The following is a 24,538-nucleotide window of genomic DNA, read 5'->3' as shown; positions in this document are numbered from 1 at the left end:
CATGGCGAGGGCTGCGCCCTCGATTCGCGGGTGAACCCGCTCCTACAGGTCCTGCGCTTGTCCGTGTGGGAGCGGGTTTACCCGCGAAGAGCTGGAGCGTCAAACCCCCCAGCGCGGAATGTGATGGCTACCCATGGATATACACACGTTCTTGATCTCGGCGAAGACCTCGAAGCTGTATTGCCCGCCTTCGCGGCCAGTGCCCGAGCCCTTGACCCCGCCAAACGGCTGGCGCAGGTCGCGCACGTTCTGGCTGTTGATGAACACCATCCCGGCCTCGATGCCACGTGCCAGGCGGTGGGCCTTGCCGATGTCCTGGGTCCAGATGTACGAGGCCAGGCCGTACTCGGTGTCGTTGGCCAGCTGCAGCGCCTCGGCCTCGTCCTTGAACGGGATCAGGCACACCACCGGCCCGAAGATCTCTTCCTGGGCGATGCGCATCCGATTGTTCACGTCGGCGAACACGGTCGGCTGGATGAACTGCCCCTTGGCCAGGTGCGCCGGCAGGCCCGTCGGGCGCTCCAGGCCACCTGCGACCAGGCGCGCGCCTTCTTCGAGACCAATACGGATATAGCCGGTGACCTTGTCGTAGTGCTGCTGGGTGATCATCGAGCCGACCTGGGTCTTCGGATCGGTCGGGTCGCCAACGATCAGGCGTTTGGCACGGGCGGCGAATTCGGCGACAAACTGCGGGTAGACGCTCTCCTGGATGAAGATCCGGCTGCCGGCGGTGCAGCGTTCGCCGTTGAGCGAAAAGATGGTGAACAGCGCGGCATCCAAGGCACGCTCGAGGTCGGCGTCCTCGAAGATCAGCACCGGCGACTTGCCGCCCAGCTCCATGGAATACTTTTTCAGGCCCGCGGTCTGCATGATCTTGCGGCCGGTGGCGGTGCCGCCGGTGAACGAGATGGCCCGCACGTCCGGGTGACGCACCAGGGCATCGCCGGCCGTGGCGCCATAGCCCTGGATCACGTTGAGCACGCCGTTGGGGATGCCGGCCTCGACCGCCAGGCGGCCCAGCTCATTGGCGGTCAGCGGCGACAGCTCGCTCATCTTCAGCACCGCGGTGTTGCCCAGGGCCAGGCATGGCGCGGTCTTCCAGGTGGCGGTCATGAACGGCACGTTCCACGGCGACACCAACCCGCACACGCCCACCGGCTGGTACAGGGTGTAGTTGAGCATCTGGTCGTCCACCGGGTAGCTGTGGCCGTCCATGCGCGTGCAGACCTCGGCGAAGAAGTCGAAGTTGTGCGAAGCGCGGGGGATCAGCACGTTGCGCGTCTGATGGATCGGCAGGCCGGTGTCCAGGGTTTCCAGCTCGGCCAACTGCGGCACGTTCTGCTCGATCAGCTCGCCCAGGCGGCGCATCAGGCGGGCGCGCTCCTTGGCCGGGGTATTGGCCCATTTCGGGAAGGCCGCCTTGGCCGCGGCCACGGCCTGGGCGACTTCCTCGGCGCCGCCGCTGGCGACTTCGCCAATGGCCTCGCCGGTGGCAGGGTTGTAGTTGATGAAAGTGTCGCGGCTTTCGACTTCGCGGCCGTCGATCCAGTGCTTGATCATGCTGTTGCCTCTTGTGCTTTGCGGGCGAAGAACTCGGCTTCGCTGACGATTCGATTGACCAGGCGAGCGACGCCTTCCACCTCCACCACCACTTCATCGCCCGGCACCACGTCGGCCAGGCCTTCCGGCGTACCGGTGGCGATCATGTCGCCGGGTTGCAGGGTCATGAAGCTGGAGAAGTATTCGATCAGGTAAGGGATGTCGAAGATCATGTCCGCCGTGCTGCCTTCCTGCTTCAGTTCACCGTTGACCCAGGTGCGCAGCTTGAGGTTGGACGGGTCCGGCACATCGGCGGTGTCGACGATCCACGGGCCCACGGGGGTGGTGGCGTCGCGGTTCTTCACCCGCAGGTTGGGGCGGTAGTAGTTCTCGAGGTAGTCACGGATGGCGTAGTCGTTGCACACCGTGTAGCCAGCCAGGTAGTCCAGGGCATCCTCGCGGCGCACGTTGCGCGCGGTCTTGCCGATCACCGCCACCAGTTCGCACTCGTAGTGCATGTACTTGATGTTGTCTGGACGCCAGGTTACTTGGCCGTGCCCGGTGTAGGTGCCGAGTGACTTGATGAATGCCAGCGGTTCGGTGGGTGGTGTGAAGGCCAGCTCGGCGGCGTGGTCGGCGTAGTTCAGGCCCAGGGCGAACATGTTGCCGGTGGCCGGTGGCAGCCAGGTGACCTGGTCGGCCTGGACCACGCGCCCGTCGGCCAGGCGCAGTTGCTGGTCGGCCTCGACGATGGCCTGGTGGACCTGGCCGTCGAACTGAATGCGGGCGTGCTTCATGGGGCGAGTCCTTGTTCGGCGACGATGGGGGTGGTGAGCTGGCCGAGGCCATCGATCTCGACCGTCACCTGATCGCCCGGCAGCACATCGACTCGGCCTTCCGGGGTGCCGGTGATCAGCACGTCGCCGGCGTGCAGGGTCATGAATTCACTGATCTCGGCGATCAATTGCGCCACGTTGCGCACGCAGTTGGCGGTGTTGTTCTGCTGGCGCAGTTCGCCGTTGACCCACAGGCGGATACCCAGCGCATCAGGGTTGCCGACCTGGGACGCCGGCACCAGCTCTGGCCCCATTGGGCAGAAGCCATCGCGGCACTTGGCCTTGACCGCTGGGCGGTAGTAGCTGTCCTCGGGCAGGCTGAACTCGTTGACCACGGTGTAGCCCGCCACATGCTCCAGGGCCTGCTCCACGCTTACGCGGCTGGCGTCCTTGCCGATCACCACGCCCAGGGCAGGCCCGGGTTGCAGGCGCTCGACTGCCGAGGGGTAGGTCAGTGCCTGGCCATGCCCGTTACGGGTGTTTGGGGTTTTGATGAACAGCACCGGCTTGACCGGCGGTTGCCGGTAGGGCGCTTCATGGAAGGACGCCAGATGCTGTTGCAGCAGGCCCTGGTAGTTCAGGGCGACGCCGAACAGGCTGCCGCTGGCGACCTCGTGCAAGGCACGGCTCATGCTTTTCTCCTGCGCTGGGTGAAGCATGCGGGGATGCTTCATCGTGTTTTTGTTAATGTGTTAACGTTATATTTAATATGTTAACGATCGTCAAGGCATCGACGGTGCTACGATGGCGATTCCGGGCAGTCCCACCGGCACGAGAACAACAATGAAAGCGCGACAGCCGATTCCCAATATCAATATCGGGCAGGTCTACGACCAGCGTTACAGCGACAGCGAGGTGCATTACGACCGGCTTGGCAACCTGGCTGGGTTCTTCGGTCGCAACATGCCGGTGCATCGCCATGACCGTTTCTTCCAGGTGCATTACGTCAAGAGTGGCAGCGTGCGGGTGTTCCTCGATGACCAGCAGTTTCACGAGGCGGGGCCGATGTTCTTCCTGACCCCGCCGACCATCCCCCACGCCTTCGTGACCGAGCCCGATGCCGACGGCCATGTGCTGACCCTCAGCCAGCAGTTGGTTTGGCAATTGCTCCAGGCCGAGCCAGGGCTGGTGGCGGGCGCGCACTTGGCTCCGGCATGCGTTGCCTTGGGGCCGTTGCAGGGCCAGGGGGCTGAAGAGGCGCGCCGGTTGGAGCAACTGCTCGACCTGTTGGGCAGCGAAATGGGTCGGGGCCAGGTGGGGCAGGGCACGGCGGTGCAGGACCTGGCGCGGTTGGTGATGATCAGCCTGTTGCGCCTGAGTACCAATGCGTTGCCGGCCAATCCCGCGCGGCATGAGGACTTGCAGGTGTTTCGCCGGTTCAACGAGTTGATCGAGCGGCACTACCTGGATCACTGGACACTGCCGGCCTATGCAGCGGCGCTGGGGGTGACGGAGGCGCGGTTGAACGACGTCTGCCGGCGAATTGCCAACTTGCCGTCCAAGCGTTTGGTGTTCGAACGATTGATGCAGGAAGCGCGGCGACTGTTGCTGTACACGGGGGGCTCGGCCAATGCGATCTGCTATCAGTTGGGGTTCAAGGACCCGGCGTACTTCAGCCGGTTTTTCCAGCGGCACGCGGGCACCACGCCTGGGGAATATCGCCTGCGTCAGGCGGGGTTGCGTTGAGCGCTGCACGTTGGCCTCCAGGCGTTGGGACAGGGGCTTGATCGTGCAACGGCGGGAAGCCTGGGGTGAATGGGCGTTGGCTGGGAACGCTGGTACTTTTCACGGAGGCTGGACAGGGTGGGGGTAAATGGTTTTCACTTTATTAATATCTTAATAAAACCAGCCCTTTATCCTGATGACCCAACCAAGACCCTCCCTGACCTTGACCCTGTTGCAGGCCCGCGAAGCGACGATGGCGTTCTTCCGCCCGGCCCTCAATGCCCATGACCTGACCGAGCAGCAATGGCGGGTGATCCGTATCCTGCGCCAGCAGGGTGAGCTGGAAAGCCACCAGCTGGCGGATCTGGCATGCATTCTCAAACCCAGCATGAGTGGCGTGCTCAAGCGCCTTGAACGCGATGGCCTGGTGGCACGGCGTAAGTCGCCGGAAGACCAGCGGCGGATCTTCATCAGCCTGACTGTGCGAGGGCAGCAGGCGTTTCTGGCGATGAGTGAGGAGATGGAGCGCAACTATCAGGAGATCCAGCGGCAATTCGGGACGGATAAGTTGGAGCAGCTCATGGTGTTGTTGAATGAATTGAAAAAGGTCAAGCCTTGAGAGAGGGAACTGTGTGCTCGGAATATAGACTCGAGTAACAATCAATTCACACTTCTGTCGACTCGGTTGCTGTTGCGCTCTTGATTTTGCTTCTAAGCGCGCGATAGTTCAGGCGCCACCAATTGCGACTTCAGGAGGCCGAGCGGAGTTCTTGCGGAGGGAGGTGACGGGCATGGATGCCCGTCAAGCGCTGCGCCCCAGGATGGGGCGTTCAGCGCGGTCCTCCCGGGAGCAAGAACGGAGCGAGGGGACCCCGGAGCGAAGCGTAGGGGCCGGATGAACGGAGCGGAACGGTTTTGCCTACTTTTGCCACAAAAGTAGGCCGCCGTAAGGGCCAGCCCTTTCAAGGTGTTGAGAATTGGCGTCCGACTTAGAATTTCGCGACACAAGGCCGCTCCTACAGGGCGGCACGGTCACCTGTAGCGGCCTTGTGTTGCGAAAGGGCTGCAACGCAGCCCCGGCAATCTTGAATTGAAGCGGCCACATCCGAAAAACGCAAAGACCTTGAAAGGGCTGGCCGTAAGGGCGGAAAGGTGACTATGCGTCGCCATCGCCAATGAATGAGCGTATAACTTTCAAAACCCACGCTCTGAAAGTCAAAGTCAAAGTCGGTCGGCGTGGGTTTCTACAGATGTAAGCGCATTCATTTGCTATGTCGACGCATAGTCACCTTTTCGCCTTTACGGCGAGTCACTTTTTGTCAAACGCGACAAAAAGTAACCAAAAAACGCTGCGCTCCATTCATTCGGCCCTCCGCTTCGCTCCGGGTTCCCTCACTCCGGCCTTGCTCCCGGGAGGACCGCGCTGAACGCCCCATCCTGGGGCGCAGCGCTTGACGGGCATCCATGCCCGTCACCTCCCTCCGCAAGGCCTGCGTTCGGCCTCCTGAAGTCGCGAAGGTACGGGCGGCGCCTGGGCTGGCGCAGCTGTCGCGCGTTGGGTTTGGCGCTAGCCTCTTGATCGGCAACGGCAACGGCAACGGCAACGGCAACGGCAACGGCCCTGAAGGCCGGTCTTCAACTTCTTTCCCACATGGCCCTGAAACTTTGCGCTTCTTCCACCAGCCAGTCATGCACCGCCCGTGCTCCTGGCTGGTTCAACCCGCCCGGCGGGTACAGCAGTACGTAGCGTTTGTGGTTGGCGATCGGCACGCCGAACGGCACGATCAACGCGCCACGCTCCAGCTCGTCGTTGAGCAGGGTGCGCCGGGCAATGGCCACGCCGACACCGGCAATGGCCGCCTCGATGGTCAGGTGGTTGCGGTTGAAGGTATGCCCGCGGCGCACATCCAACCCGGCAGCACCAATACCGTCGAGGTAGAACTCCCATTCGGCATATTCCGAGCTGCCACGCCAGGCGGTGATGTCGTGCAGCAGCGGGTAGTGCGCCAGATCGGCCGGGCCGTGCAAAGGCGGGCGGCCGCGCAGCAGGGCAGGGGAACAGACGGGAAAGATCTGCTCGTCCAGCAGCGGCGTGGAAAGCATGCCCGGATAACTGCCGTCGTTGAGATCGATGGCCAGGTCGAAGTCTTCCGGGTGCAACGCCTGGTTGCTGTCCTCGGCCACCAGACGCAGTTCGATGTCCGGGTAGCGCTGCTGGAAGCGTGGCAGGCGCGGCGTCAGCCACTTGGCCAGGAACGATGGGATCGAGCGCAGGCGCAAGGTGCCACGGATCTCGCCAGCATCCAGGCGCAGCAGCTCTGCTTCAATGCTGCCGTAGGCCTCCGCTACTGTCTGCGCCAGGCGCTGGCCTTCGGCGGACAGTTCGACGCCGCGAGCACGACGCAGGAACAGGCGAAAGCCCAGGCGCTCCTCGAGTTGGCGCATCTGCTGGCTGACCGCTCCGGGGGTAATGTGCAGCTCCTCGGCGCAGCGGGTGAACGACAAGTGCCGCGCGGCGCAGGAAAACACATGCAGCCAGACGAACACCTGGCCGTTAAGTGGCCCTTTCATCGTTTAGTCCTGCTAAAGGCTTGTGTAGGAAGTTTCGTTGGTCAAGCCGACCTGAGCGCGGCAGTATCGCGCAACTTTGTAATACCGTTCAATTTTTCCAGAGAACCATGGCGTGTTTCCGTTATGCGTCATGGTCAGGCATTAGCATGGCTATCAGTGTTTTCGACCTCTTCAAGATTGGCATTGGCCCGTCCAGCTCCCACACCGTTGGCCCGATGCGCGCCACCGCGACCTTCGCCCAGACCCTGCGTGAACAAGGCCTGTTGGCCCAGGTGACGCGGGTCGAGGTGCGTCTGTATGGCTCGCTGTCGGCCACCGGCGTGGGGCATGCCACCGACCGTGCCTGTCTGCTCGGGTTGATGGGCCAGTGGCCAGACCGGATCGACCCGCAGAGCATCGAGCCGCGCATCGATCAACTGATGCAGGAAAACTGCCTGCTGCTCGATGGCAGCCACCCGGTCGAGTTCCAGTATGCCCGTGACATGCGCCTGCTCGACGAGAACCTGGCCTACCACCCCAACGCCATGACCGTCGAATGCTTCTGCGGCCAGGCCAGCCTGTTCAGCCAGACCTACTATTCGGTCGGCGGCGGCTTCATCGTCGAGGCCAGCGAGATCGACGCACCGCAGGCCGCTGGCGGGCAGGTCGAGCTGCCCTACGAGTTTTCCAGTGGCGCCGAGTTGCTGGCGCTGTGCAAGGCCCACAACCTCAGCGTCAGCCAGCTGATGCTGGCCAACGAATGTGCCTGGCGGCCGGAAAGCGAAGTCCGCGAAGGGTTGCTGAAGATCTGGGCGGCGATGGGCGAGTGCGTCAACAACGGCCTGCGCAACGAAGGCATCCTACCTGGCGGACTCAAGGTCAAGCGCCGCGCGGCGCGCCTGCACCGCAGCCTGCAGGAGCTGGGCAAACCCAATGTGATCGGCTCGACCCTCAGCGCCATGGAGTGGGTCAACCTGTTCGCCCTGGCCGTCAACGAAGAGAACGCCGCCGGCGGACGCATGGTTACCGCGCCCACCAATGGTGCGGCGGGGATCATCCCGGCGGTGCTGCACTACTACATGAAGTTCAACCCCGGCGCCTGCGACGACGATGTGGTGGCGTTCCTGCTGGCCGCTGCCGCGGTGGGCATCCTGTGCAAAAAGAACGCTTCGATTTCCGGCGCCGAGGTTGGTTGCCAGGGCGAGGTCGGTTCGGCCTGCTCGATGGCCGCCGCAGGGCTGGCCGAGGTACTTGGCGCCACGCCGCCGCAGCTGGAAAACGCTGCCGAAATCGCCCTGGAGCACAACCTTGGACTGACCTGCGACCCGGTGGGCGGCCTGGTGCAGATCCCCTGTATCGAACGCAACGCGATCGCCGCAGTGAAGGCGATCAATGCCGTGCAGATGGCCTTGCGTGGCGACGGCGAACACTTCATTTCCCTCGACCGGGTGATCCGCACCATGCGTGATACCGGCGCGGACATGCATGCCAACTACAAGGAAACATCGCGCGGCGGCCTGGCCGTCGCCTTCGTCGAGTGTTGATGGCTTCGTACTGACTGCGCTGTAGGAGATCGCCGAGCCCTTCGGGCTACGCTGCCGCGCAGGGAACTATCCCCCTGTGGGAGCGGCCTGGCGTCGCGAAAGGGCTGCGCAGCAGCCCCAGCAGTGGCGATTGTGGCTCGGAATCTGGGGCCGCTGCGCACCCCTTTCGCGACGCAAGGCCGCTCCTACAGGGCCTGGCTAAATCAATAAGCGACCTGCAATACCCGCTGTACCTGCGACAAAAACAACTACAAGGCGATACCTATGACAGATGTACAAAGCACCACGCGCATGCGTGCGGATTCGGCTGCCCCGGCTGCGGGCGCGAGCACCTGGAACCGTCACGACACCACCTGGGCCCTGGGCCTGTATGGCACGGCCATCGGCGCCGGCACCCTGTTCCTGCCGATCAACGCCGGGGTCGGCGGCTTCTGGCCGTTACTGATCCTGGCGCTGCTGGCATTCCCCATGACCTTCTTCGCCCATCGGGCACTGACTCGCTTCGTGCTTTCCGGGCGCAAAGGCGGCAACGAAGACATCACCGAAGTGGTCGAAGAGCACTTCGGCACCGGTGCCGGCAAATTGATCACCTTGCTGTACTTCTTTGCCATCTTCCCGATCCTGCTGGTCTACAGCGTTGCGCTGACCAACACCCTGACCAGCTTCTTCGAGCACCAGCTGCACATCGCCCCGCCGCCCCGAGCCTTGCTCGCGCTGTTGCTGATCTGTGGATTGATGATCGTGGTGCGTTGTGGCCAGCAGATCATCGTCAAGGCCATGAGCGTGCTGGTGTACCCCTTCGTCGCCTCGCTGCTGTTGCTGGCCCTGAGCCTGATTCCCAACTGGAATGGCGCCTTCTTCGCCCAGGCCAACGAAGGCTTCAGTGCCTCGAAACTGCTGCTGACCCTGTGGCTGGCGATCCCGGTGATGGTGTTCTCGTTCAACCATTCGCCGATCATCTCGGCGTTCGCCGTCGACCAGAAACACCGCTATGGCCTTGATGCCGATCGCAAGAGCGGGCGTACCCTGGCCACTGCCCATGTGATGATGGTGCTGACGGTGATGTTCTTCTGCTTCAGCTGCGTGCTGGCCCTGAGCCCAGGCGACCTGGCGGCGGCCAAGGCGCAGAACATCTCGATCCTGTCGTACCTGGCCAACCACTTCCAGACCCCGGTGATCGCGTTCGTCGCGCCGCTGATCGCGCTGGTGGCGATCACCAAGTCGTTCCTTGGCCATTACATCGGCGCCAGTGAGGGCTTCCAGGGCATGATCGTCAAGAGCCTGCGCGGGCGCGGCAAGACCTGGCCGGCCAAGCGCCTGGAGCGTGTCACGGCGCTGTTCATGGTGCTGACCTGCTGGGCGGTGGCGACCCTGAACCCGAGCATCCTCGGCTTGATCGAGAGCCTGGGTGGCCCGGTGATCGCCTGTTTGCTGTTCCTGATGCCGATGTACGCGGTGCACAAGGTGCCGGCGCTGCGTCAGTACTCGGGCAAACTGTCGAATGTATTTGTGGTTTTGATCGGCCTGATCACCTTGTCGGCGATCGTCTACAGCTTCGTCGCCTGATTGCCAGGCCGGCTCCTGCGCAAGGAGCCGGCCTGCGCGCTCGTTCACTTGGCTTTTTGCTGTAGCGCCACGAAGCTGCGACGCATGTCGCTGGCCCAGCCATCGAGTACCGGCTTGACGTCGTCCAACGTCAGCTGGGTGGTCTTGTTCTCCAGCTCCTTGCCACTGCCCTTGCGCACGACCTGGGCCAGGACCTTCTGATTGGCGCCATCGAGGAAGGCCGCTTCCACGGCGATGTCCACCTCCTGGTCACGCCCACCAGCGGCGGTGTTGACCGCGGCGGCGACCAGCGCGATGGGGATTACCTCGTATGGTTTGAGGCCTTCGCTGCTGGTGGACACGGCGGTGATCGCCGGGCGTACCACGATGGTGTTTGGCCCGGGGCTCTTGACCAAGGTCAGCACACTGCCCAACTCGCGGCGCATCGCGTCATTGAAGTAGCGGGTGATGGCTTGCAGCGTCTGCGCCGAGATCACGTCGGTAGGCTGCGGCTTGGGATAGAACTGGCTCGGTTCGATGAATACCTTGGTGTACTGGCTGGCCTTGATGTCCGGGTCGACCCAGCGCATCACCGGCGCGCCCGAGGCGCTTTCGGCGGGCTTCAGGCGGCTGTAGTCCTTGAGGAATCCGGAGTAGTCCTTGGGGTCGACACGGTTGCTGGAACAGGCAACCAACGCCAGCAAGGCAGCGCACAGCAGGGTGGTGCGAGACAGTTGCATCATGATCAAAGGTTCCATGAGGGAAGTGGCCAGAACAACGCTAGCAGGTGCTTGGCGGTTGGCCAGCGGTTGGAGTATCCCTTTCAAGGTACTGGTGGTTTTTCGCAAAGCGACCCCGGCTCCTCAAGTGCTCACCCCAGCGTTTCACGCAACCGGTACCACAACATCCCCAGGGCCAGCAGCGGCGAGCGCAACGCCTTGCCCCCGGGGAAGGTCAGGTGCGGCACGCTGCTGAACACATCCAACCCGTAGCTGGCCTGGGTGGCGATGGCTTCGGCCAGCAGTTTCGCTGTCCAGTGGGTGACGTTGAGCCCATGCCCGGAGTAACCCTGGGCATAGAACACATTCGGGTGCTGGCTCAGCCGCCCAACCTGGGGGAAGCGGTTGGCGGTGATGCCGATCATGCCGCCCCATTGGTAGTCCAGGCGCACCTCGGCCAGTTGCGGGAACACCTTCAGTACCTTCGGCCGCATGTAGGCGCCAATGTCCTTCGGGTCGCGGCCGGAATAGTGGCAGGCGCCGCCGAACAGCAGGCGATGGTCGGCGGTGAGGCGGTAGTAGTCCAGCCCGACCTTCTGGTCGCACAGCGCCATGTTCTGCGGGATCAATGCGCGGGCAACGTGCGCGGGCAACTGCTCGGTGGCCACGACGTAGCTGCCGGCCGGCAGCACCTTGCCGCTCAGGCGTGGCTCCAGCTCGTCCAGGTGGGCGTTGCAGCCAAGCACCAGGCTTTGAGCGCGCACCTTGCCACGGGCCGTGTGCAGGGTCACGGTGCTGCCGTGCTCGATGCGCAGCACCGGGCTCTGCTCGAAGATCTTCACGCCCAGGCCATGGGCGGCGCGCGCCTCGCCCTGGACCAGGTCGAGTGGGTGCAGGTGGCCCGAGCCCATGTCGACCAGGCCACCGGCGTACTGGTCGCTGGCAACGATCTCGTGCATGCGCTGCGGGGCGACCAGGCGTGTCTCGTGGCGATAGCCGAGCTCGGCCAGGTCGCGCTGTTCGTCTTCGAATGCCGCGAATTGCGCCGGGGTGTTGGCCAGTTCGCAAAAACCCCAGCGCAGGTCGCAGTCGATGCCGTATTGCTCGATGCGCCGGGCCACCAGCGCCACCGAGTCGATGCCGGCTTGCTTCAGGTAATGCACGCCATCCTGGCCGACGTGCCGGGCAAAGCCCGAGACGTCATGACCGATGCCGCGGATCAGCTGGCCACCGTTGCGCCCGCTGGCGCCCCAGCCGATACGGCGGGCCTCCAGCAGGATCACCGAGAGGCCGCGCTCGGCAAGTTCCAGGGCGGCATTGACCCCGGTCAGGCCGCCGCCGACCACGCAGACGTCGGCTTGCAGCTCCTGGTCGAGCACGGGGTAGGGTGTGCCTTGGCGTGCCGAGGCGGCGTAGTAGGACGCAGTGTGTTCATTCATTTGTGGCATGACGGGGCTCGGCTCAGCGGTTGGACTTGATCTTGCTCCAGGAGCGGGTCATCTGCCTAAGGATGCCCGGGCTGGGCATGGTCGAGACATACAGCTTGTCCAGGACCTCCTGCGGTGGATAGATCTCGGGGTTGTTCACCAGGCTCGGGGCCATGTCGGCCTTGGCGTCCGGGTTGGCGTTGGCGTAGCCGACCGTGGCGCTGACCTTGGCGATCACCTGCGGGTCGAGCAGGTAGTTGATGAAGGCCAGGGCCTGGTCGGGATTCTTGGCATCCTTGGGGATGGCCAATAGGTCGAACCACAGGTTGCTGCCTTCCTTGGGAATGCTATAGGCCACCTTCACGCCGTTACCGGCTTCCTCGGCACGATGGGCGGCCTGGAACACGTCTCCGGAATAGCCGAAGGCCACGCAGACATCACCATTGGCCAGGTCCGAGACGTACTTGGAGGAATGGAAGTAGGTGATGTAGGGGCGCAGCTCCAGCAGGCGGGCCTCGGCTTTTTTGTAGTCGCCGGGCTTCTCGCTGCGCGGGTCCATGCCTAGATAGTTGAGGATGGCCGGGAACAGTTCGTCGGGGGAGTCCATGAACGCCACACCGCACTGTTTGAGCTTCTTCAGGTTCTCCGGTTCGAACAGCACCGCCCAGGAATCGACCTTGTCGATACCCAGCACGGCCTTGACCTTGTCGACGTTGTAGCCAATGCCGTTGGTGCCCCAGAGGTAAGGCACGGCGTACTGGTTGCCGGGGTCATTCTGCTCCAATTGCTTGAGTAGCTTGGGGTCCAGGTGCCGCCAGTTCGACAGTTTGCTGCGATCCAGCGGCAGGAAGGCGCCGGCCTGGGCCTGGCGCGCAAGGAAATGGTTGGAGGGCACGACCACGTCGTAACCGGTGCGCCCGGCCAGCAGCTTGCCCTCCAGGGTCTCGTTGGAGTCGAACACGTCATAGACCACCTTGATCCCGCTGCTGGCCTGGAAGTCGGCCAGGGTGGTGTCACCGATGTAGTCAGTCCAGTTGTACACGCTCACTGTCGGCTGGGCGTGCGCGGCGGCAGCGAACAGCAGGGCGAAGGTTGCGGGGATCAGGGCTTTCGGATGACGCATGTCGACACCTCGTTGGTCTTGTTCTTCGGGTTCGGTGTAACGGAGTTTGCGCACGCTTATGGGCAGCGCGTTGCCTGTGGGAGCGGGTTTACCCGCGAATGCGGCGGTGAAGGTTCAATCACATTCGCGGCTGAACCCGCTCCCACAGGCGCCCTCTATGGGGTCAAACGCTCAACATCAGGAACTCGCGCTCCCAGGAGCTGATCACCCGCTTGAAGTTCTCATGCTCGGCGCGCTTGACCGCCACGTAGCCCTGGACGAAGTTCTGGCCCAGGTACTCGCGGACCTTTTCGCAGTCTTCCATGTGCTGCAACGCGTCCTCGATGGTGATCGGCAGGCGCAGGTTGCGCCGCTCGTAGGCGCGGCCCTGTACCGGCGCGCTCGGCTCGATCCCCTCGACCATGCCGATGTAGCCGCACAGCAGGCTGGCGGCGATGGCCAGGTAGGGGTTGGCATCGGCGCCCGGCAGGCGGTTTTCCACGCGCATGGCCTCGGGGCTGGAAGTCGGCACGCGCAGGCCGGCGGTGCGGTTCTCCTCACCCCACTCGACATTCACCGGCGCCGAAGTGTCGGGCAGGAAGCGGCGGAACGAGTTGACGTTCGGCGCGAACATCGGCAGCAGCTTGGGGATGTACTTCTGCAGGCCACCGATATGGTGCAGGAACAGCGCGCTCATGCTGCCGTCTTCATTGGCGAAGATCGGCTTGCCGGTGGCGATGTCGACCACGCTCTGGTGCAGGTGCATGGCGCTGCCCGGCTCGTCGGTGATCGGCTTGGCCATGAAGGTGGCGGCGACGTTGTGCTTGAGCGCCGCCTCGCGCATGGTGCGCTTGAACACGGTGATCTGGTCGGCCAGGTCCAGCGCGTCGCCGTGGCGGAAGTTGATTTCCATCTGCGCCGGGCCGTCTTCGTGGATCAGCGTGTCCAGGTCCAGGCCTTGGATCTCGCACCAGTCATAGACGTCCTCGAACAGTGGGTCGAATTCGTTGGCGGCGTCGATGGAGAACGACTGGCGGCCACTTTCGGCACGGCCCGAGCGCCCCATCGGTACTTGCAGCGGCAAGTCCGGGTCTTCGCAGCGTTGGGTCAGGTAGAACTCCATTTCCGGCGCGACGATCGGCTGCCAGCCTTTGTCTGCGTAGAGCTTGAGCACTTTCTTCAACACGTTGCGCGGCGACAGCTCGATGGGGTTGCCCTGCTTGTCGAAGGTGTCGTGGATAACGATGGCGGTCGGTTCGATGGCCCAGGGGATCTGGTACACCGCCGTGGGATCGGGGCGGCAGACCATGTCGATGTCGGCGGCGTCGAGCAGGCTGTAGTAGATATCGTCGTCGACGTAGTCGCCGGTGACGGTCTGCAGCAGCACGCTCTCGGGCAGGCGCATGCCGCGCTCGTGGAGGAACTTGGCGGTCGGGGCGATCTTGCCGCGGGCGATGCCGGTCAGGTCGCTGATCACGCATTCGACTTCGGTGATCCGGTGTTCTTTCAGCCAGGTGGACAGCTGATCGAAGGGGGCGTTCATACAGACCTCTTGGTTGGGTTGTTGTGGTGGGACGCAAGGCGCGCTGTGCCGTGGGGCACTTCCCACAGGTGACGCTGAGGGCTATCTTGGGCGCAGCCCCGCGGGGCGATCTATCCACTTTCTGCGTTGTTGAATGCACCAAAAGAGTGCAATAGGACCGTGCGTGAACACGCCAACCGCCTTGCAAGTCCAGGATCTGCGGACCACCGATGTGACCGAGCAGATCCGCGCCACCCCTGGCTGGCAGCAGCAGTACCGGCAGATGTCCCCTGGGCATTTCAACGGGCAACTGCGCTGGCTGGCGCTGGAGGGCGTGGAGGTGTACGAGGAGCGCCTGAATACGCGGGTCGAGCAGTTCTTCCGCGCTCCCAGCGGCGCCTTGGCGTTTTGTTTCGACCGCAGCGAGAACAGCCTGTACCTGCTCAACGAAGACTGCCGCAATATCTGGATCACGCCCGAGAACTACCAGGAAGTGGCGGTGGTGTTCGAGCAGCCGTTTCTGGCCAGCCATGGGCTGGACCTGGAGCGTTTGCGCGGCCTATTCATGGTGCCGCTGGCCTGCCAGCAGACCGCTGTGTTCGGCAGTTGGCTGAGCGCCACGCTGACCCGCCTGGGCCAGGCCGAGACGTCTCTGCAAGGGCAGGTACTGGCTGAGCAATTGCTGGAAGACTGCCTGTTCGTCCTCGACAACGCCGGCCAGCGCCTGCAAGGCCAGGCGCTGGGGCGGCGTGACGAGGAACGGGCGATCATGCGCCGGGTCAGCGAATGGGCTGCCGATTGTCCGGACGAAACCCTCAATCTGTTGGAGCTGGCCGAGGTTGCCGGGGTTTCGCTACGCCAGTTGCAGCAGGCATTCAAGGCCTTCACCGGCCTGCCGCCGGCGCACTGGCTGCGTTTGCGCAGGCTCAATGGCGCGCGGCGCGACCTGCTGCGCGAGGAGGGCGTGACCGTGGCCGAGGTGGCCATGCGCTGGTCGTTCTGGCACCTGGGGCGGTTTTCTGAAAGTTATCGCCAGCTGTTTCGAGAACTGCCGAGCGAGACACTGCGCCGCGCACGAGGGTTTTGAGCGCTAGCTGGAGGCGGCGATGCGGCGCCTGGCACCGGCTGCGCCGGTGTTCGCGGCTGAAGCCGCTCCCACAGGGATCGCACTGATCTCAGGTTTTGCGCTCAGGCAGCACAGGGCGCAGGGATTGGTTGAGCTCAGGCCATGCACTGTACCTGTAGGAGCGGCTTTAGCCGCGAAGCAGGCGACGCGGTATTCTTGCCAGTCCTGTTCCCTGCGTGTCAGCGCAGCCTCTTGAAAGGTCCGGCATGGATACCGAGCGCACACCCCGTTTCACCTACCAGAAGGTCCATCGCTACCTCAGCGACTGGCTCGATGCCCGCGCCTCGGCGCAGGCGCATCGCTTGCCGTCATTGCGCCAGGTCGCCCGCCACTTGCGGGTCTCGCTGTCGAGCAGCAAGCAGGCCTTCGCTTTGCTCGAGGCCCAGGGACGGATCCAGGCGCGCCCCAAGATCGGTTACTTCAGCGTCGCCCGCGACGTCGCCGCCGCACCGGCCAATGCGGCGCTGATCGACCGTGTCTATCTCAGTGCCCGCCAGCCCGGGATGCTGGCCCTGAGCAGCGATGCGCCGAGCCTGCTGGCCAATCTCAACGTCCCGCTGCTGACACTCGAACGTGCCCTGTCGCGGCAGCTGCCGCATAGCGATACGCCGCCTTTCTCGCCCTGCGGCGATCCTGAACTGCGCCAGGCCCTGGCTGCTCGCTACAGCCGCGATCTCGACCATCACTGGCAGGCCGACCAGGTGTTCATTGGCTCCGAGCTGCGCAGTGTGTTGCTGCTGGCCTTGCGCACCTTGCTGCCGATGGGCGCTCGGGTGCTGGTGGAATCACCTTGTTCATGGCTGGTGTTGCGCCTGTTGCAAACGGCAGGATTGGAAACGGTGGAAATGCCGCTGGGGCGGGAGGGGTGCTTCGATCTAGAGGCCATGGCTCATTTGCTGGCCACGGCGCCGGTGCAGGCGGCGTTGCTGTCGTCGACGGTGAACGTGCCCCAAGGCGGGCTGATGCCTGCACAGGACAAGCAGCAGGTGTGTACCTTGCTGGCCGAGCACGGGGTCTGGCTGTTAGAGAACGACACCTACGGTGACCTGTGCGGGGATCCGGCGTTGCCGCGATACCGTGACTTCGCTGACCCACAGCGCCTGCTGGTGTTCGCCAGCCTGGACAAGTGCCTTGGCGCCGAGGCGCCGTTCGGTTACCTGCTGTGCCGCGGCGGCGCCGCGGTGCTCGAGCAAGCGTTTCTTGTACATGGTTTTCGCCTGCCAGCCTGTCGCCAGCAGGCCATTGCGCGGCTATTGGCGGCGGGGCGCCTGGAGCGGCACCTGGCAGAGCTGGCCCGCCAGCTGGCCGCGAGCCGGGCGCGCATGGCGGCTCTCCTGCACCGGCATGCCGGCGACTGCCTGCGTTTGACGTCGCCGGTGGCGGGGGCCGCGTTCTGGCTGCAGGCAACGCGTGGGGTCGATATGCAGGGTGTCTGTGAACGCCTGTTGACTCAAGGCATCGTCATAGCGCCGGGGACGATGTTCAGCCAGACCGGTCATTGGCGCGACCATCTGCGGCTTAGTTTCACCGTCGACTGGGGGCAGGACATCGAGGGCGCGGTGGTCAGCCTGGCCCAGGCGATCCGCGAGGCGCCTCAGCAGCCGTAGCAATGTTGCGGCTGGGGGAACTCACCCTGACGCACATCGTTGGCGTAGCGTTCGCAGCCTGCGCGGATCACGGCGGCGACGTCGGCATATTGCTTGACGAAGCGCGGTGTATTTGGCCCGCCCAGGCCGAGCAGGTCCTCGGTGACGAGGATTTGCCCATCGCAGGCCGGCGAGGCGCCAATGCCGATGCAGGGCACCGCACTGTGTTCGCTGATGTATCGGGCCACGGGTTCGGCGACGCCTTCGAGCAGCAGACTGAAGGCTCCGGCGGCGAGGTTGGCCTGGGCGTCCTGCTTGATGGTCGTGGCGCTTGTTTCGGTCAGGCCCTGGGCTTTGTAGCCGCCCATCAGGTTGACGAACTGCGGCATCAGGCCGATATGGGCCATCACGGGAATGCCGCGCTCGACGAGGAAGGCGACGGTCGGTGCCAGGGCTTGGTTGCTTTCGAGTTTCACGGCGTCGCAGCCGGTTTCGGCGAGCACGCGTGCGCAGTTGCGCAGGGCTTGGGCGAACGATTCCTGGTAGCTGCCGAAGGGCATGTCGGCGATCACGCAGGCATGCTGGGTGCAGTCCACCACGGCGCGGGTGTGGGCGATGGTTTCTTCCAGGCCCATGGCCAGGGTCGAGCGTCGACCATAGGCAACCATGGCGGTGGAGTCGCCGACGAGGATGAAATCCATCAGCGGGTCGATCAGCCGGGCGATTGGGGTGCTGTAGGCGGTGAGGGCAGTGATTTTCTGCTGATGCTTCATGGCCGCAAGGTCGGTGATGGTGAGGCGGCGGGTGTGGGTGGTCATCGGTACCTCCGGGGATCAGGGGGGGAGGTGAGGGATTATTAACCTATCGTGTGGGCAAACAAGGTACAGATTTTGGCAATAATGCGGCTCAGGTGTTTGTAAGGGTTTCTATTGTTAGGGTCTTGACAGGAAAGTTATAAGTAACAGGAAATTCAACTTGATCTTGATCTTGATCTTGATCTTGATCTTGATCTTGATCTTGATCTTGATCTTGATCTTGATCTTGATCTTGCTTTTAAATGCGCGATAGTTCAGGCGCCGCCAATTGCGACTTCAGGAGGCCGAGCGGAGTTCTTGCGAAGGGAGGTGACGGGCATGGATGCCCGTCAAGCGCTGCGCCCCAGGATGGGGCGTTCAGCGCGGTCCTCCCGGGAGCAAGAACGGAGCGAGGGGACCCCGGAGCGCAGCGTAGGGGCCGGATGAATGGAGCGAGGATTTTTTGGTTCCTTTTTGATCCTTCAAAAAGGGACCCGCCGTAAGGGCGGAAAGGTGACTATGCGTCGCCATCGTCAATGAATGAGCGTATAACTTTCAAGATCCACGCTTTGAAAGTCAAAGTCAAAGTCAAAGTCAAAGTCGGTCGGCGTGGGTTTCTACAGATGTAAGCGCATTCATTTACGATGCCGACGCATAGTCACCTTTTCGCCCTTACGTGAACTGACCCCCGAAAGTTGGACGGGGTACGCTATGGGTTCAGCGCTTGGGTCCGAAATTGTACCGGACTCAAGCCATTCAGTCTTAGACTTATACGCTCTTGGTTGTAGTAGGCGATGTAGTCCTCAAGGCCTGACGCCAGTTGTTCAACACTCTCAAACGATTGCAAATAGAAAAACTCGCTCTTGAGTGTGCCAAAGAAGCTTTCCATCGCGGCATTGTCCAGGCAGTTACCCTTACGCGACATACTCTGTTGTATTTTCTTTCTGCCCAGCATATGTCGATAAGCGGGCTGTCGGTATTGCCAGCCCTGATCGGAGTGCAATATCGGTTTGTCATCTGGGTTCAGCCGCTCGAAAGCTTGCTCCAACATCGCCGACACCATCTTGAACTCAGGGCGCGGATTGATCTGATAGGCAAGAATTTCGCCGTTGTACAGGTCCATCACAGGCGAAAGAAACAGCTTCTGCCCTTTCACCTTGAACTCTGTCACATCGGTTACCCATTTCTGATTAGGGGCTTCCGCCTTGAACTCACGCTTGAGCAGATCAGATGCAACAAGCCCTTCGGAACCTCGGTAGGAGCGATATTTCTTCACTTTTACCAGCGATTTCAGATCCATTAACTGCATCAACCGCTGCACCTTCTTGTGATTGATCACCTCGCCATGGCACCCAAGCACGGCGGTGATGCGGCGATAGCCGTACCGCCCCTTATGCCTGTGATAGACACTCTTGATGCGTTCTTTGAGGGCCGCATGCTTGTCGGCCACCAAGGCTTTGCTTTGGTAATAGAAGGTACTGCGTGCCAGCCCTGCAGCACGTAACAGCAGAGCCAGTCGATGTTCATGCCTCAATCCTTGGACAGCCTGCGCTTTCTTGGTTGCGCAGTGCGTGGATCCGCTTGGATCAAGGCATCGAGCTTTTTTAGATAGGCATTCTCCGCACGTAAATACTCCAGCTCTTCGAGCATTTGCTTAGGTGTCAACTCAGCATCTGCAGGCTTAGCAGGGCTTACGTTGGGTTGTTCTGATGCTTTGCGGGGCATACTGGATTCTCGGGCACGATGCGGGTGAAGTGCTTCTAGTCCGCCTTCATCGTACAACCTTTTCCATTGCCTGATGCTACTCGGGCCACGAATATCAAACTGTATGCAGGCTTGCTGGGCTGACAGTCCGTCTTGCTCGATGCACTGCAAAACCTTCAACTTGAACTGGGCGTCGTAGTGGCTGTACTTGGTAGCCAGACCTGCAGCACCGTGTTGCTCATAGCCCTTTATCCAACGGCGCAGCAGCGATGCACTCAGGCTATGCCTCAGTGCCACCTCATGAACACTCCGGGCAGAAAGACACTCCTCGATGAGTGCTTGCTTGAGCGCTAGGTCGTATTTCGTCATGGAACACCCTCCGCTTGGGGTCAGGCGTCCAACTTTCGGGGGGCAGTTCAACGGCGAGTCACTTTTTGTCAAACGCGACAAAAAGTAACCAAAAAACGCTGCGCTCCATTCATCCGGCCCTCCGCTGCGCTCCGGGTTCCCTCACTCCGGCCTTGCTCCCGGGAGGACCGCGCTGTAGGGCCCATCCTGGGCCCCAGCGCTTGACGGGCATCCATGCCCGTCACCTCCCTGCGCAAGGCCTGCGTTCGGCCTCCTGAAGTCGCGAAGGTACGGGCGGCGCCTGGGCTGACGCAGCTGTCGCTCGCTGGGTTTGGCGCTAGCCTCTTGATCGGCAACGGCAACGGCAACGGCAACGGCAACGGCAACGGCAACGGCAACGGCAACGGCAACGGCAATGCCATTGCGATGCGAAGTCGATCAGTTGCGATCCAGCCAAACCGTCTGCACGTTGGTGAACTCCCGCACGCCAAAGTGCGACAACTCCCGCCCGAACCCACTTTTCTTCACCCCGCCAAACGCCACCCGTGGATCGGACGCGCAGTAGCCGTTGATGAACACCCCTCCGGTGTCGAGCGCGGCGGTCATGCGCTCGGCCAGGGCGTAGTCGGCGGTGTAGATCGTCGCCGCCAGGCCGAACTCGCTGTCGTTGGCCAGCTCCAGCGCATGCTCGGCATCCCGGGCGCAGATGATCGCCGCCACCGGGCCAAACAGCTCCTGCCTGAAGGCCGTCATATCCGAGGTGACATTACCCAGCACCGTCGGCGCATAGAAGTTGCCCACGCCATCCAGCTTGTGTCCGCCCAACAGCAAGGTGGCGCCTTCGGCCAGGGTCGCCTGGACCTGGCCATCAAGCTCGTCACGCAGGTCAAAGCGAGCCATCGGGCCAATGTACGTCGCCTCATCCAGCGGGTTGCCGACCACCAAGGCACGGGTAGCCTCGACGAACTTCTCGGTGAACGCCTCGACGATGCTGGCTTCGACGATCAGGCGCTTGGCCGCGGCGCAGACCTGGCCAGTGTTCTGGTAGCGGCCGATCACCGCGGCCTGCACCGCGGCATCGAGGTCGGCGTCGGCCAGCACGATGAATGGATCACTGCCGCCCAGCTCAAGCACACACTTCTTCAACGCAGCGCCCGCTTGTGCGCCAATCGCCATGCCTGCGCGCACGCTGCCGGTGAGGGTGACGGCGGCGATACGTGGGTCGTTGATCGCCCGCGTCACGCCTTCGGCGGTGACGTTGAGCACTTCGAACACCCCCTCCGGCAAGCCGGCGCGCTTGAGCAGGTCGGCCAGCAGGTAGGCGCTGCCCATTACGTTGGGCGCATGCTTGAGTACATAGGTGTTACCGGCCAACAGGGCCGGGACGGCGCCGCGCAGCACCTGCCAGAGCGGGAAGTTCCACGGCATCACGGCAAGAATCGGACCCAGCGGGCGGTACTCGATACGGGCTTTTTCCACCTGTGTAGGTTCTGGCGCGAGCATCGCCGGGCCGTGCTCGGCATACCAACGGCATAGGCCGACGCACTTGGTGACTTCGCCACGCGCCTGGGCGATCGGCTTGCCGATTTCGCGGGCGATCATCTGGGCGAAAGCCTCGGTGTTGGCCTGCAAGGCGTCAGCCAGGGCAATGAGGTATTCGCTGCGCTGAGCCAGTGACACCCGACGCCACTGGCTGTAGCCAACCTTGGCGCGCTGCAACGCCGCTTCCAGTGCGGCGTCGGTGTCGAAGGCGTAGTGGCCGATCCGCTCGCCGCTGTACGGGTCGACGGAAATGGCATGGGTCAGGCTGCTGATCTCGCTCATGGCAGGCGTCTCGTTGTTGTGAACCAGTGACGCCAGACTAGGGGTAGCGAGGTTTATTGAAAACTGAATAATAATGAGCGAAACATTCACGTTTGGAGAATGACTGTGGACCTGGTGCAACTGGAGATCTTCAAGGCCGTGGCCGAGCACGGCAGTATCAGCGCGGCAGCCCAGCACATTCACCGGGTGCCCTCTAACCTGACGACGCGCATCAAACAGTTGGAAGAAGACCTGGGTGTCGAGTTGTTCATACGCGAGAAAAGCCGTCTGCGCCTGTCGCCGGCGGGCTGGAACTTTCTCGAATACACCCGGCGTATCCTCGACCTGGTGCATGAGGCGCGCCTGACCGTGGCCGGCGAGGACCCGCAGGGTACCTTTGCCCTGGGCTCGCTGGAGAGCACCGCCGCAGTACGCATCCCGGCGCTGCTGGCCGCCTATAACCAGCTGTACCCCAAGGTCGAGCTGGACCTGTCCACCGGGCCGTCGGGGACCATGCTGGAGGGGGTGTTGTCCGGGCGGTTGGTGGCCGCATTCGTCGACGGCCCGGTGTTGCATCCCACGCTCGAAGGCATGCCGGTGTTCGAGGAGGAAATGATGCTCATCGCGCCGCTCAACCATGCGCCGGTAACCCGCGCCCGGGATGTCAATGGCGCCAGCATCTATGCCTTTCGCGCCAACTGCTCGTACCGCCACCATTTCGAGCGTTGGTTCGTCCACGACCAGGCGGTACCGGGCAAGATCCACGAGATGGAGTCCTACCACGGCATGCTTGCCTGCGTCAGCGCAGGAGCCGGGCTGGCGATGATGCCGCGCAGCATGCTCGACAACATGCCTGGCTGCAGCACCGTCAGCGCCTGGCCGATGGCCGAGGACTTCCGCTACCTGAAAACCTGGCTGGTCTGGCGGCGCGGCACGGTCTCGCGCAGCTTGAGCATGTTCATCAAGTTGCTGGAGGAGCGCTATGCCGACTGAGCAACGGGCCGAGGCAAAGGGAGTATGAAAATTATTGAACCATCATCCTGATTACAGGCACTTAGCCAATAGTGGCAAAGCACTTTCAACTTTCAGTCTATTCGGACAATAATCCAAGAAGTATTACCACTTGTAACCCTGCTGGATGCGCGGGGCCGCAGGTGTAGAACGAGGGGCGCAGCCCCCGCATGCTACAGGCCCGCGCCATGGGGACGCGGGCCTGTCCGTGAAGACCATCAGGAGAAGTCATTGATGAAAACCCGTCTCGCCACCTCGCTGGCCGCCGCCGTGCTGGCGCTCGCCGGGGCCAACCTGGCCCAGGCCGCGCAAGTCTCCGGCGCCGTCGGTGCCACCGGTCAGGGCGACATGACCTACCGAATCGGCTTGTCGTTCGACTGGGACAAGAAATGGCTGGAAAGCAGCACCGGCCACCTGACCGGCTATTGGGATGCGGCCTACACCTACTGGGAAGGCGGGGAGGCCAGCGGCGCCCACTCGCTGTCGTTCAGCCCGGTGTTCGTCTATGAGTTCAGCGGCTTCACCTACACCCCGTTCATCGAGGCCGGCATCGGCCTGGCGGCGTTCTCCAAGACCGACGTCGGCGACCAGCGCCTGGGCTCGGCGGTCAACTTCGAAGACCGTATCGGTTTCGGCCTGAAGCTGCCGGCCGAGCAGAAGGTCGGCATTCGTGCCATGCACTATTCCAACGCCGGCATCAAGCAGCCGAACGACGGTATCGAGTCGTACTCGCTGTTCTACAGCAAAGGCTTCTAAGCCAGGCGGGCGAACCGCTCGACAAACCGTCGAGCCGGTTCGCCTGGCGGCTAGCGTACCGCCTTGATTGCCAGCACGTTGCACAAAGGATGCTCCAGCACATGCGCGGTGGTCCCGCCGAGGAAGGCGTGCAGCGCGTCATGGCGGTGGTTGCCCATGACAATCACATCTACCCGGCCCTGGGCTATGTACTGGGTGATCGCCTTGATCGCCGGCCCCTCGAGAAAATGCCGCCGTTCCAAGGCTATCTGGTGATGATCGCCCAGGCGGTTGAAGGACGCGCGCTGCGCGGTGCGCACGCTGGCGTCGAAGCCCGGCATGGTCACCGTGCCTGCGCCAAAGTCGGCAATATGGGTCTTGGCCGCATCGCACACGTGCAGCAGGTGCAGGTCGGCGTTGCATTGCAGGGCCAGGGCATGGGCGCTACGGATCACCTGTTCGTCCAGGTGTTCGCCGTCGCCATGACTGTTGAGGTCCACCGCCGCGGCAATCTGCCGGGGCAGGGGCAGGCGGATGTCGCTGACCAGGTGCACCGCCACCGGGCTGTCCTTGAGCAATAGCCAGTCCAGCGGGGTGACCAGCAGACGCTTGAGGATCGGCTCGTGCTGCACATCCTTGACCAGCAGGTCGCAACCCAGCCGCTCGATCTGTTCGAGCACGGTGCCCAGCGGGTCGCGGGTCAACAGCAGCTCAGTGGACACATCCAGGCCGGCGCCGCGCAGTTGCTCGGCTTCGTCGGCCAGCCACTGGCGATTGTGTTCGAGCAGCCGTTCGCGGTCGCGGCTGTCGGCCATCAGGCCGAAGGTGTCGACATCGTCGACGAGGACGTTGACATCCAGCAGCGCGCCGCTGGATTCGGCCAGTGCCGCCGCGCGCTGCAAGGCCGGGGTATGGCGCATCTGCGGGCCAAGCATGACGAACAATCGCTTGAACTGGCTCATCTCACACCTCCACGTGTGGC

Annotated in this window: 20 protein-coding genes; 8 read left to right on the top strand and 12 right to left on the bottom strand. The window is 62.9% G+C overall.

Translation table 11 applies throughout. From position 1 onward, the window contains the following. Positions 1–99: 99 nt before the first annotated feature. The 3 genes from hpaE to HU772_RS13365 are packed head-to-tail and all read right to left on the bottom strand — an operon-like array spanning position 100 to position 3,007. Positions 100–1,560: a 5-carboxymethyl-2-hydroxymuconate semialdehyde dehydrogenase gene (hpaE, locus tag HU772_RS13375; protein WP_186655284.1), complete on the bottom strand. Its 1,461-nt coding sequence runs from the start codon at positions 1,558–1,560 to the stop codon at positions 100–102. Next, positions 1,557–2,336 carry a fumarylacetoacetate hydrolase family protein gene (locus HU772_RS13370; protein WP_186655297.1) on the bottom strand — a complete coding sequence of 260 codons (780 nt, stop codon included), beginning with the start codon at positions 2,334–2,336 and terminating at the stop codon, positions 1,557–1,559. The genes hpaE and HU772_RS13370 overlap by 4 nt, the downstream gene beginning before the upstream one ends. Further along, positions 2,333–3,007: a fumarylacetoacetate hydrolase family protein gene (locus HU772_RS13365; protein ID WP_186655307.1), complete on the bottom strand. Its 675-nt coding sequence runs from the start codon at positions 3,005–3,007 to the stop codon at positions 2,333–2,335. Before HU772_RS13365 ends, HU772_RS13370 begins: the two co-directional genes overlap by 4 nt. Positions 3,008–3,158: 151 nt before the next feature. Here HU772_RS13365 and hpaA point away from each other — a divergent pair, with 151 nt between their 5' ends. Further along, entirely contained in the window at positions 3,159–4,061 is a 903-nt protein-coding gene (gene hpaA, locus HU772_RS13360) for a 4-hydroxyphenylacetate catabolism regulatory protein HpaA (RefSeq protein WP_186655309.1), read from the top strand. A 175-nt stretch (positions 4,062–4,236) separates the two neighbouring features. Then, the gene (gene hpaR / locus HU772_RS13355; RefSeq protein WP_186655314.1) at positions 4,237–4,659 is read left to right on the top strand and encodes a homoprotocatechuate degradation operon regulator HpaR; all 423 of its coding nucleotides are present in this window, start codon (positions 4,237–4,239) and stop codon (positions 4,657–4,659) included. 1,016 nt (positions 4,660–5,675) lie between these two features. On the opposite strand, the gene HU772_RS13350 is transcribed toward hpaR, so the two are convergent. Then, a complete protein-coding gene (locus tag HU772_RS13350) occupies positions 5,676–6,611 on the bottom strand; it encodes a LysR substrate-binding domain-containing protein (protein WP_186662723.1) in 936 nt (311 codons plus the stop codon). A 146-nt stretch (positions 6,612–6,757) separates the two neighbouring features. On the opposite strand from HU772_RS13350, the gene HU772_RS13345 reads away from it, so the two are divergent. After that, positions 6,758–8,134 carry an L-serine ammonia-lyase gene (locus tag HU772_RS13345; protein ID WP_186662722.1) on the top strand — a complete coding sequence of 459 codons (1,377 nt, stop codon included), beginning with the start codon at positions 6,758–6,760 and terminating at the stop codon, positions 8,132–8,134. Positions 8,135–8,425: 291 nt separating this feature from the next. Further along, complete coding sequence (locus HU772_RS13340) at positions 8,426–9,700, top strand: serine/threonine transporter (protein ID WP_225923154.1); 1,275 nt, start codon at positions 8,426–8,428, stop codon at positions 9,698–9,700. A 44-nt stretch (positions 9,701–9,744) separates the two neighbouring features. On the opposite strand, the gene HU772_RS13335 is transcribed toward HU772_RS13340, so the two are convergent. From HU772_RS13335 to HU772_RS13320, 4 genes are all read right to left on the bottom strand, one after another. Continuing rightward, a complete protein-coding gene (locus HU772_RS13335) occupies positions 9,745–10,422 on the bottom strand; it encodes a DUF3313 domain-containing protein (protein ID WP_225923012.1) in 678 nt (225 codons plus the stop codon). A gap of 128 nt (positions 10,423–10,550) precedes the next feature. Beyond that, positions 10,551–11,846: an NAD(P)/FAD-dependent oxidoreductase gene (locus HU772_RS13330; protein ID WP_186662719.1), complete on the bottom strand. Its 1,296-nt coding sequence runs from the start codon at positions 11,844–11,846 to the stop codon at positions 10,551–10,553. Positions 11,847–11,859: 13 nt separating this feature from the next. Continuing rightward, positions 11,860–12,948 (bottom strand): polyamine ABC transporter substrate-binding protein, encoded by a 1,089-nt coding sequence (locus HU772_RS13325; protein WP_186662718.1) that lies wholly within the window; start codon positions 12,946–12,948, stop codon positions 11,860–11,862. Between the two features lie 163 nt (positions 12,949–13,111). Beyond that, on the bottom strand, positions 13,112–14,470 hold the full coding sequence (locus tag HU772_RS13320) for a glutamine synthetase family protein (protein WP_186662717.1): 1,359 nt from the start codon (positions 14,468–14,470) through the stop codon (positions 13,112–13,114). Between the two features lie 163 nt (positions 14,471–14,633). On the opposite strand from HU772_RS13320, the gene HU772_RS13315 reads away from it, so the two are divergent. Further along, a complete protein-coding gene (locus HU772_RS13315) occupies positions 14,634–15,536 on the top strand; it encodes a helix-turn-helix domain-containing protein (RefSeq protein WP_186662716.1) in 903 nt (300 codons plus the stop codon). Between the two features lie 245 nt (positions 15,537–15,781). After that, on the top strand, positions 15,782–17,182 hold the full coding sequence (locus HU772_RS13310; RefSeq protein ID WP_186662715.1) for an aminotransferase-like domain-containing protein: 1,401 nt from the start codon (positions 15,782–15,784) through the stop codon (positions 17,180–17,182). On the opposite strand, the gene panB is transcribed toward HU772_RS13310, so the two are convergent. The 3 genes from panB to HU772_RS13295 form a co-directional block, all read right to left on the bottom strand. Next, a complete protein-coding gene (panB, locus tag HU772_RS13305) occupies positions 17,170–17,979 on the bottom strand; it encodes a 3-methyl-2-oxobutanoate hydroxymethyltransferase (RefSeq protein WP_186662714.1) in 810 nt (269 codons plus the stop codon). The genes HU772_RS13310 and panB overlap by 13 nt on opposite strands. A gap of 685 nt (positions 17,980–18,664) precedes the next feature. After that, a protein-coding gene (locus HU772_RS13300) for an IS3 family transposase (RefSeq protein WP_437182400.1) occupies positions 18,665–20,028 on the bottom strand; the annotation gives its coding sequence in 2 pieces (ribosomal slippage) (positions 18,665–19,563 and positions 19,563–20,028; 1,365 coding nt in all). A gap of 417 nt (positions 20,029–20,445) precedes the next feature. Then, positions 20,446–21,831 carry an aldehyde dehydrogenase family protein gene (locus HU772_RS13295; protein ID WP_186659559.1) on the bottom strand — a complete coding sequence of 462 codons (1,386 nt, stop codon included), beginning with the start codon at positions 21,829–21,831 and terminating at the stop codon, positions 20,446–20,448. 105 nt (positions 21,832–21,936) lie between these two features. Here HU772_RS13295 and ptrR point away from each other — a divergent pair, with 105 nt between their 5' ends. Together ptrR and HU772_RS13285 are read left to right on the top strand one after the other, a co-directional pair. Continuing rightward, the gene (ptrR, locus tag HU772_RS13290; RefSeq protein ID WP_217858788.1) at positions 21,937–22,803 is read left to right on the top strand and encodes a putrescine utilization regulator PtrR; all 867 of its coding nucleotides are present in this window, start codon (positions 21,937–21,939) and stop codon (positions 22,801–22,803) included. Between the two features lie 252 nt (positions 22,804–23,055). Next, positions 23,056–23,577 carry an acyloxyacyl hydrolase gene (locus tag HU772_RS13285; RefSeq protein ID WP_186659555.1) on the top strand — a complete coding sequence of 174 codons (522 nt, stop codon included), beginning with the start codon at positions 23,056–23,058 and terminating at the stop codon, positions 23,575–23,577. Between the two features lie 50 nt (positions 23,578–23,627). On the opposite strand, the gene HU772_RS13280 is transcribed toward HU772_RS13285, so the two are convergent. Then, a complete protein-coding gene (locus tag HU772_RS13280; protein ID WP_186659553.1) occupies positions 23,628–24,518 on the bottom strand; it encodes a universal stress protein in 891 nt (296 codons plus the stop codon). Positions 24,519–24,538 lie beyond the last annotated feature (20 nt).

This window comes from Pseudomonas xantholysinigenes, assembly GCF_014268885.2.
In the GTDB taxonomy this organism is placed as follows: Bacteria; Pseudomonadota; Gammaproteobacteria; order Pseudomonadales; family Pseudomonadaceae; genus Aquipseudomonas; species Aquipseudomonas xantholysinigenes.
Note: the sequence above shows the minus strand (reverse complement) of the source record. Positions and strands in the feature narration are given on the sequence as shown.

Excerpts from the sequence above, each read along its gene's own strand:
- HU772_RS13345 (WP_186662722.1), top strand. The coding sequence starts at position 6,758 with ATGGCTATCAGTGTTTTCGACCTCTTCAAGATTGGCATTGGCCCGTCC.
- HU772_RS13335 (WP_225923012.1), bottom strand. The coding sequence starts at position 10,422 with ATGATGCAACTGTCTCGCACCACCCTGCTGTGCGCTGCCTTGCTGGCG.
- HU772_RS13320 (WP_186662717.1), bottom strand. The coding sequence starts at position 14,470 with ATGAACGCCCCCTTCGATCAGCTGTCCACCTGGCTGAAAGAACACCGG.
- hpaE (WP_186655284.1), bottom strand. The coding sequence starts at position 1,560 with ATGATCAAGCACTGGATCGACGGCCGCGAAGTCGAAAGCCGCGACACT.
- HU772_RS13285 (WP_186659555.1), top strand. The coding sequence starts at position 23,056 with ATGAAAACCCGTCTCGCCACCTCGCTGGCCGCCGCCGTGCTGGCGCTC.
- HU772_RS13350 (WP_186662723.1), bottom strand. The coding sequence starts at position 6,611 with ATGAAAGGGCCACTTAACGGCCAGGTGTTCGTCTGGCTGCATGTGTTT.
- hpaR (WP_186655314.1), top strand. The coding sequence starts at position 4,237 with ATGACCCAACCAAGACCCTCCCTGACCTTGACCCTGTTGCAGGCCCGC.
- HU772_RS13295 (WP_186659559.1), bottom strand. The coding sequence starts at position 21,831 with ATGAGCGAGATCAGCAGCCTGACCCATGCCATTTCCGTCGACCCGTAC.
- hpaA (WP_186655309.1), top strand. The coding sequence starts at position 3,159 with ATGAAAGCGCGACAGCCGATTCCCAATATCAATATCGGGCAGGTCTAC.
- HU772_RS13325 (WP_186662718.1), bottom strand. The coding sequence starts at position 12,948 with ATGCGTCATCCGAAAGCCCTGATCCCCGCAACCTTCGCCCTGCTGTTC.
- HU772_RS13330 (WP_186662719.1), bottom strand. The coding sequence starts at position 11,846 with ATGCCACAAATGAATGAACACACTGCGTCCTACTACGCCGCCTCGGCA.
- panB (WP_186662714.1), bottom strand. The coding sequence starts at position 17,979 with ATGACCACCCACACCCGCCGCCTCACCATCACCGACCTTGCGGCCATG.
- HU772_RS13310 (WP_186662715.1), top strand. The coding sequence starts at position 15,782 with ATGGATACCGAGCGCACACCCCGTTTCACCTACCAGAAGGTCCATCGC.
- HU772_RS13370 (WP_186655297.1), bottom strand. The coding sequence starts at position 2,336 with ATGAAGCACGCCCGCATTCAGTTCGACGGCCAGGTCCACCAGGCCATC.
- HU772_RS13280 (WP_186659553.1), bottom strand. The coding sequence starts at position 24,518 with ATGAGCCAGTTCAAGCGATTGTTCGTCATGCTTGGCCCGCAGATGCGC.
- HU772_RS13340 (WP_225923154.1), top strand. The coding sequence starts at position 8,426 with ATGCGTGCGGATTCGGCTGCCCCGGCTGCGGGCGCGAGCACCTGGAAC.
- HU772_RS13365 (WP_186655307.1), bottom strand. The coding sequence starts at position 3,007 with ATGAGCCGTGCCTTGCACGAGGTCGCCAGCGGCAGCCTGTTCGGCGTC.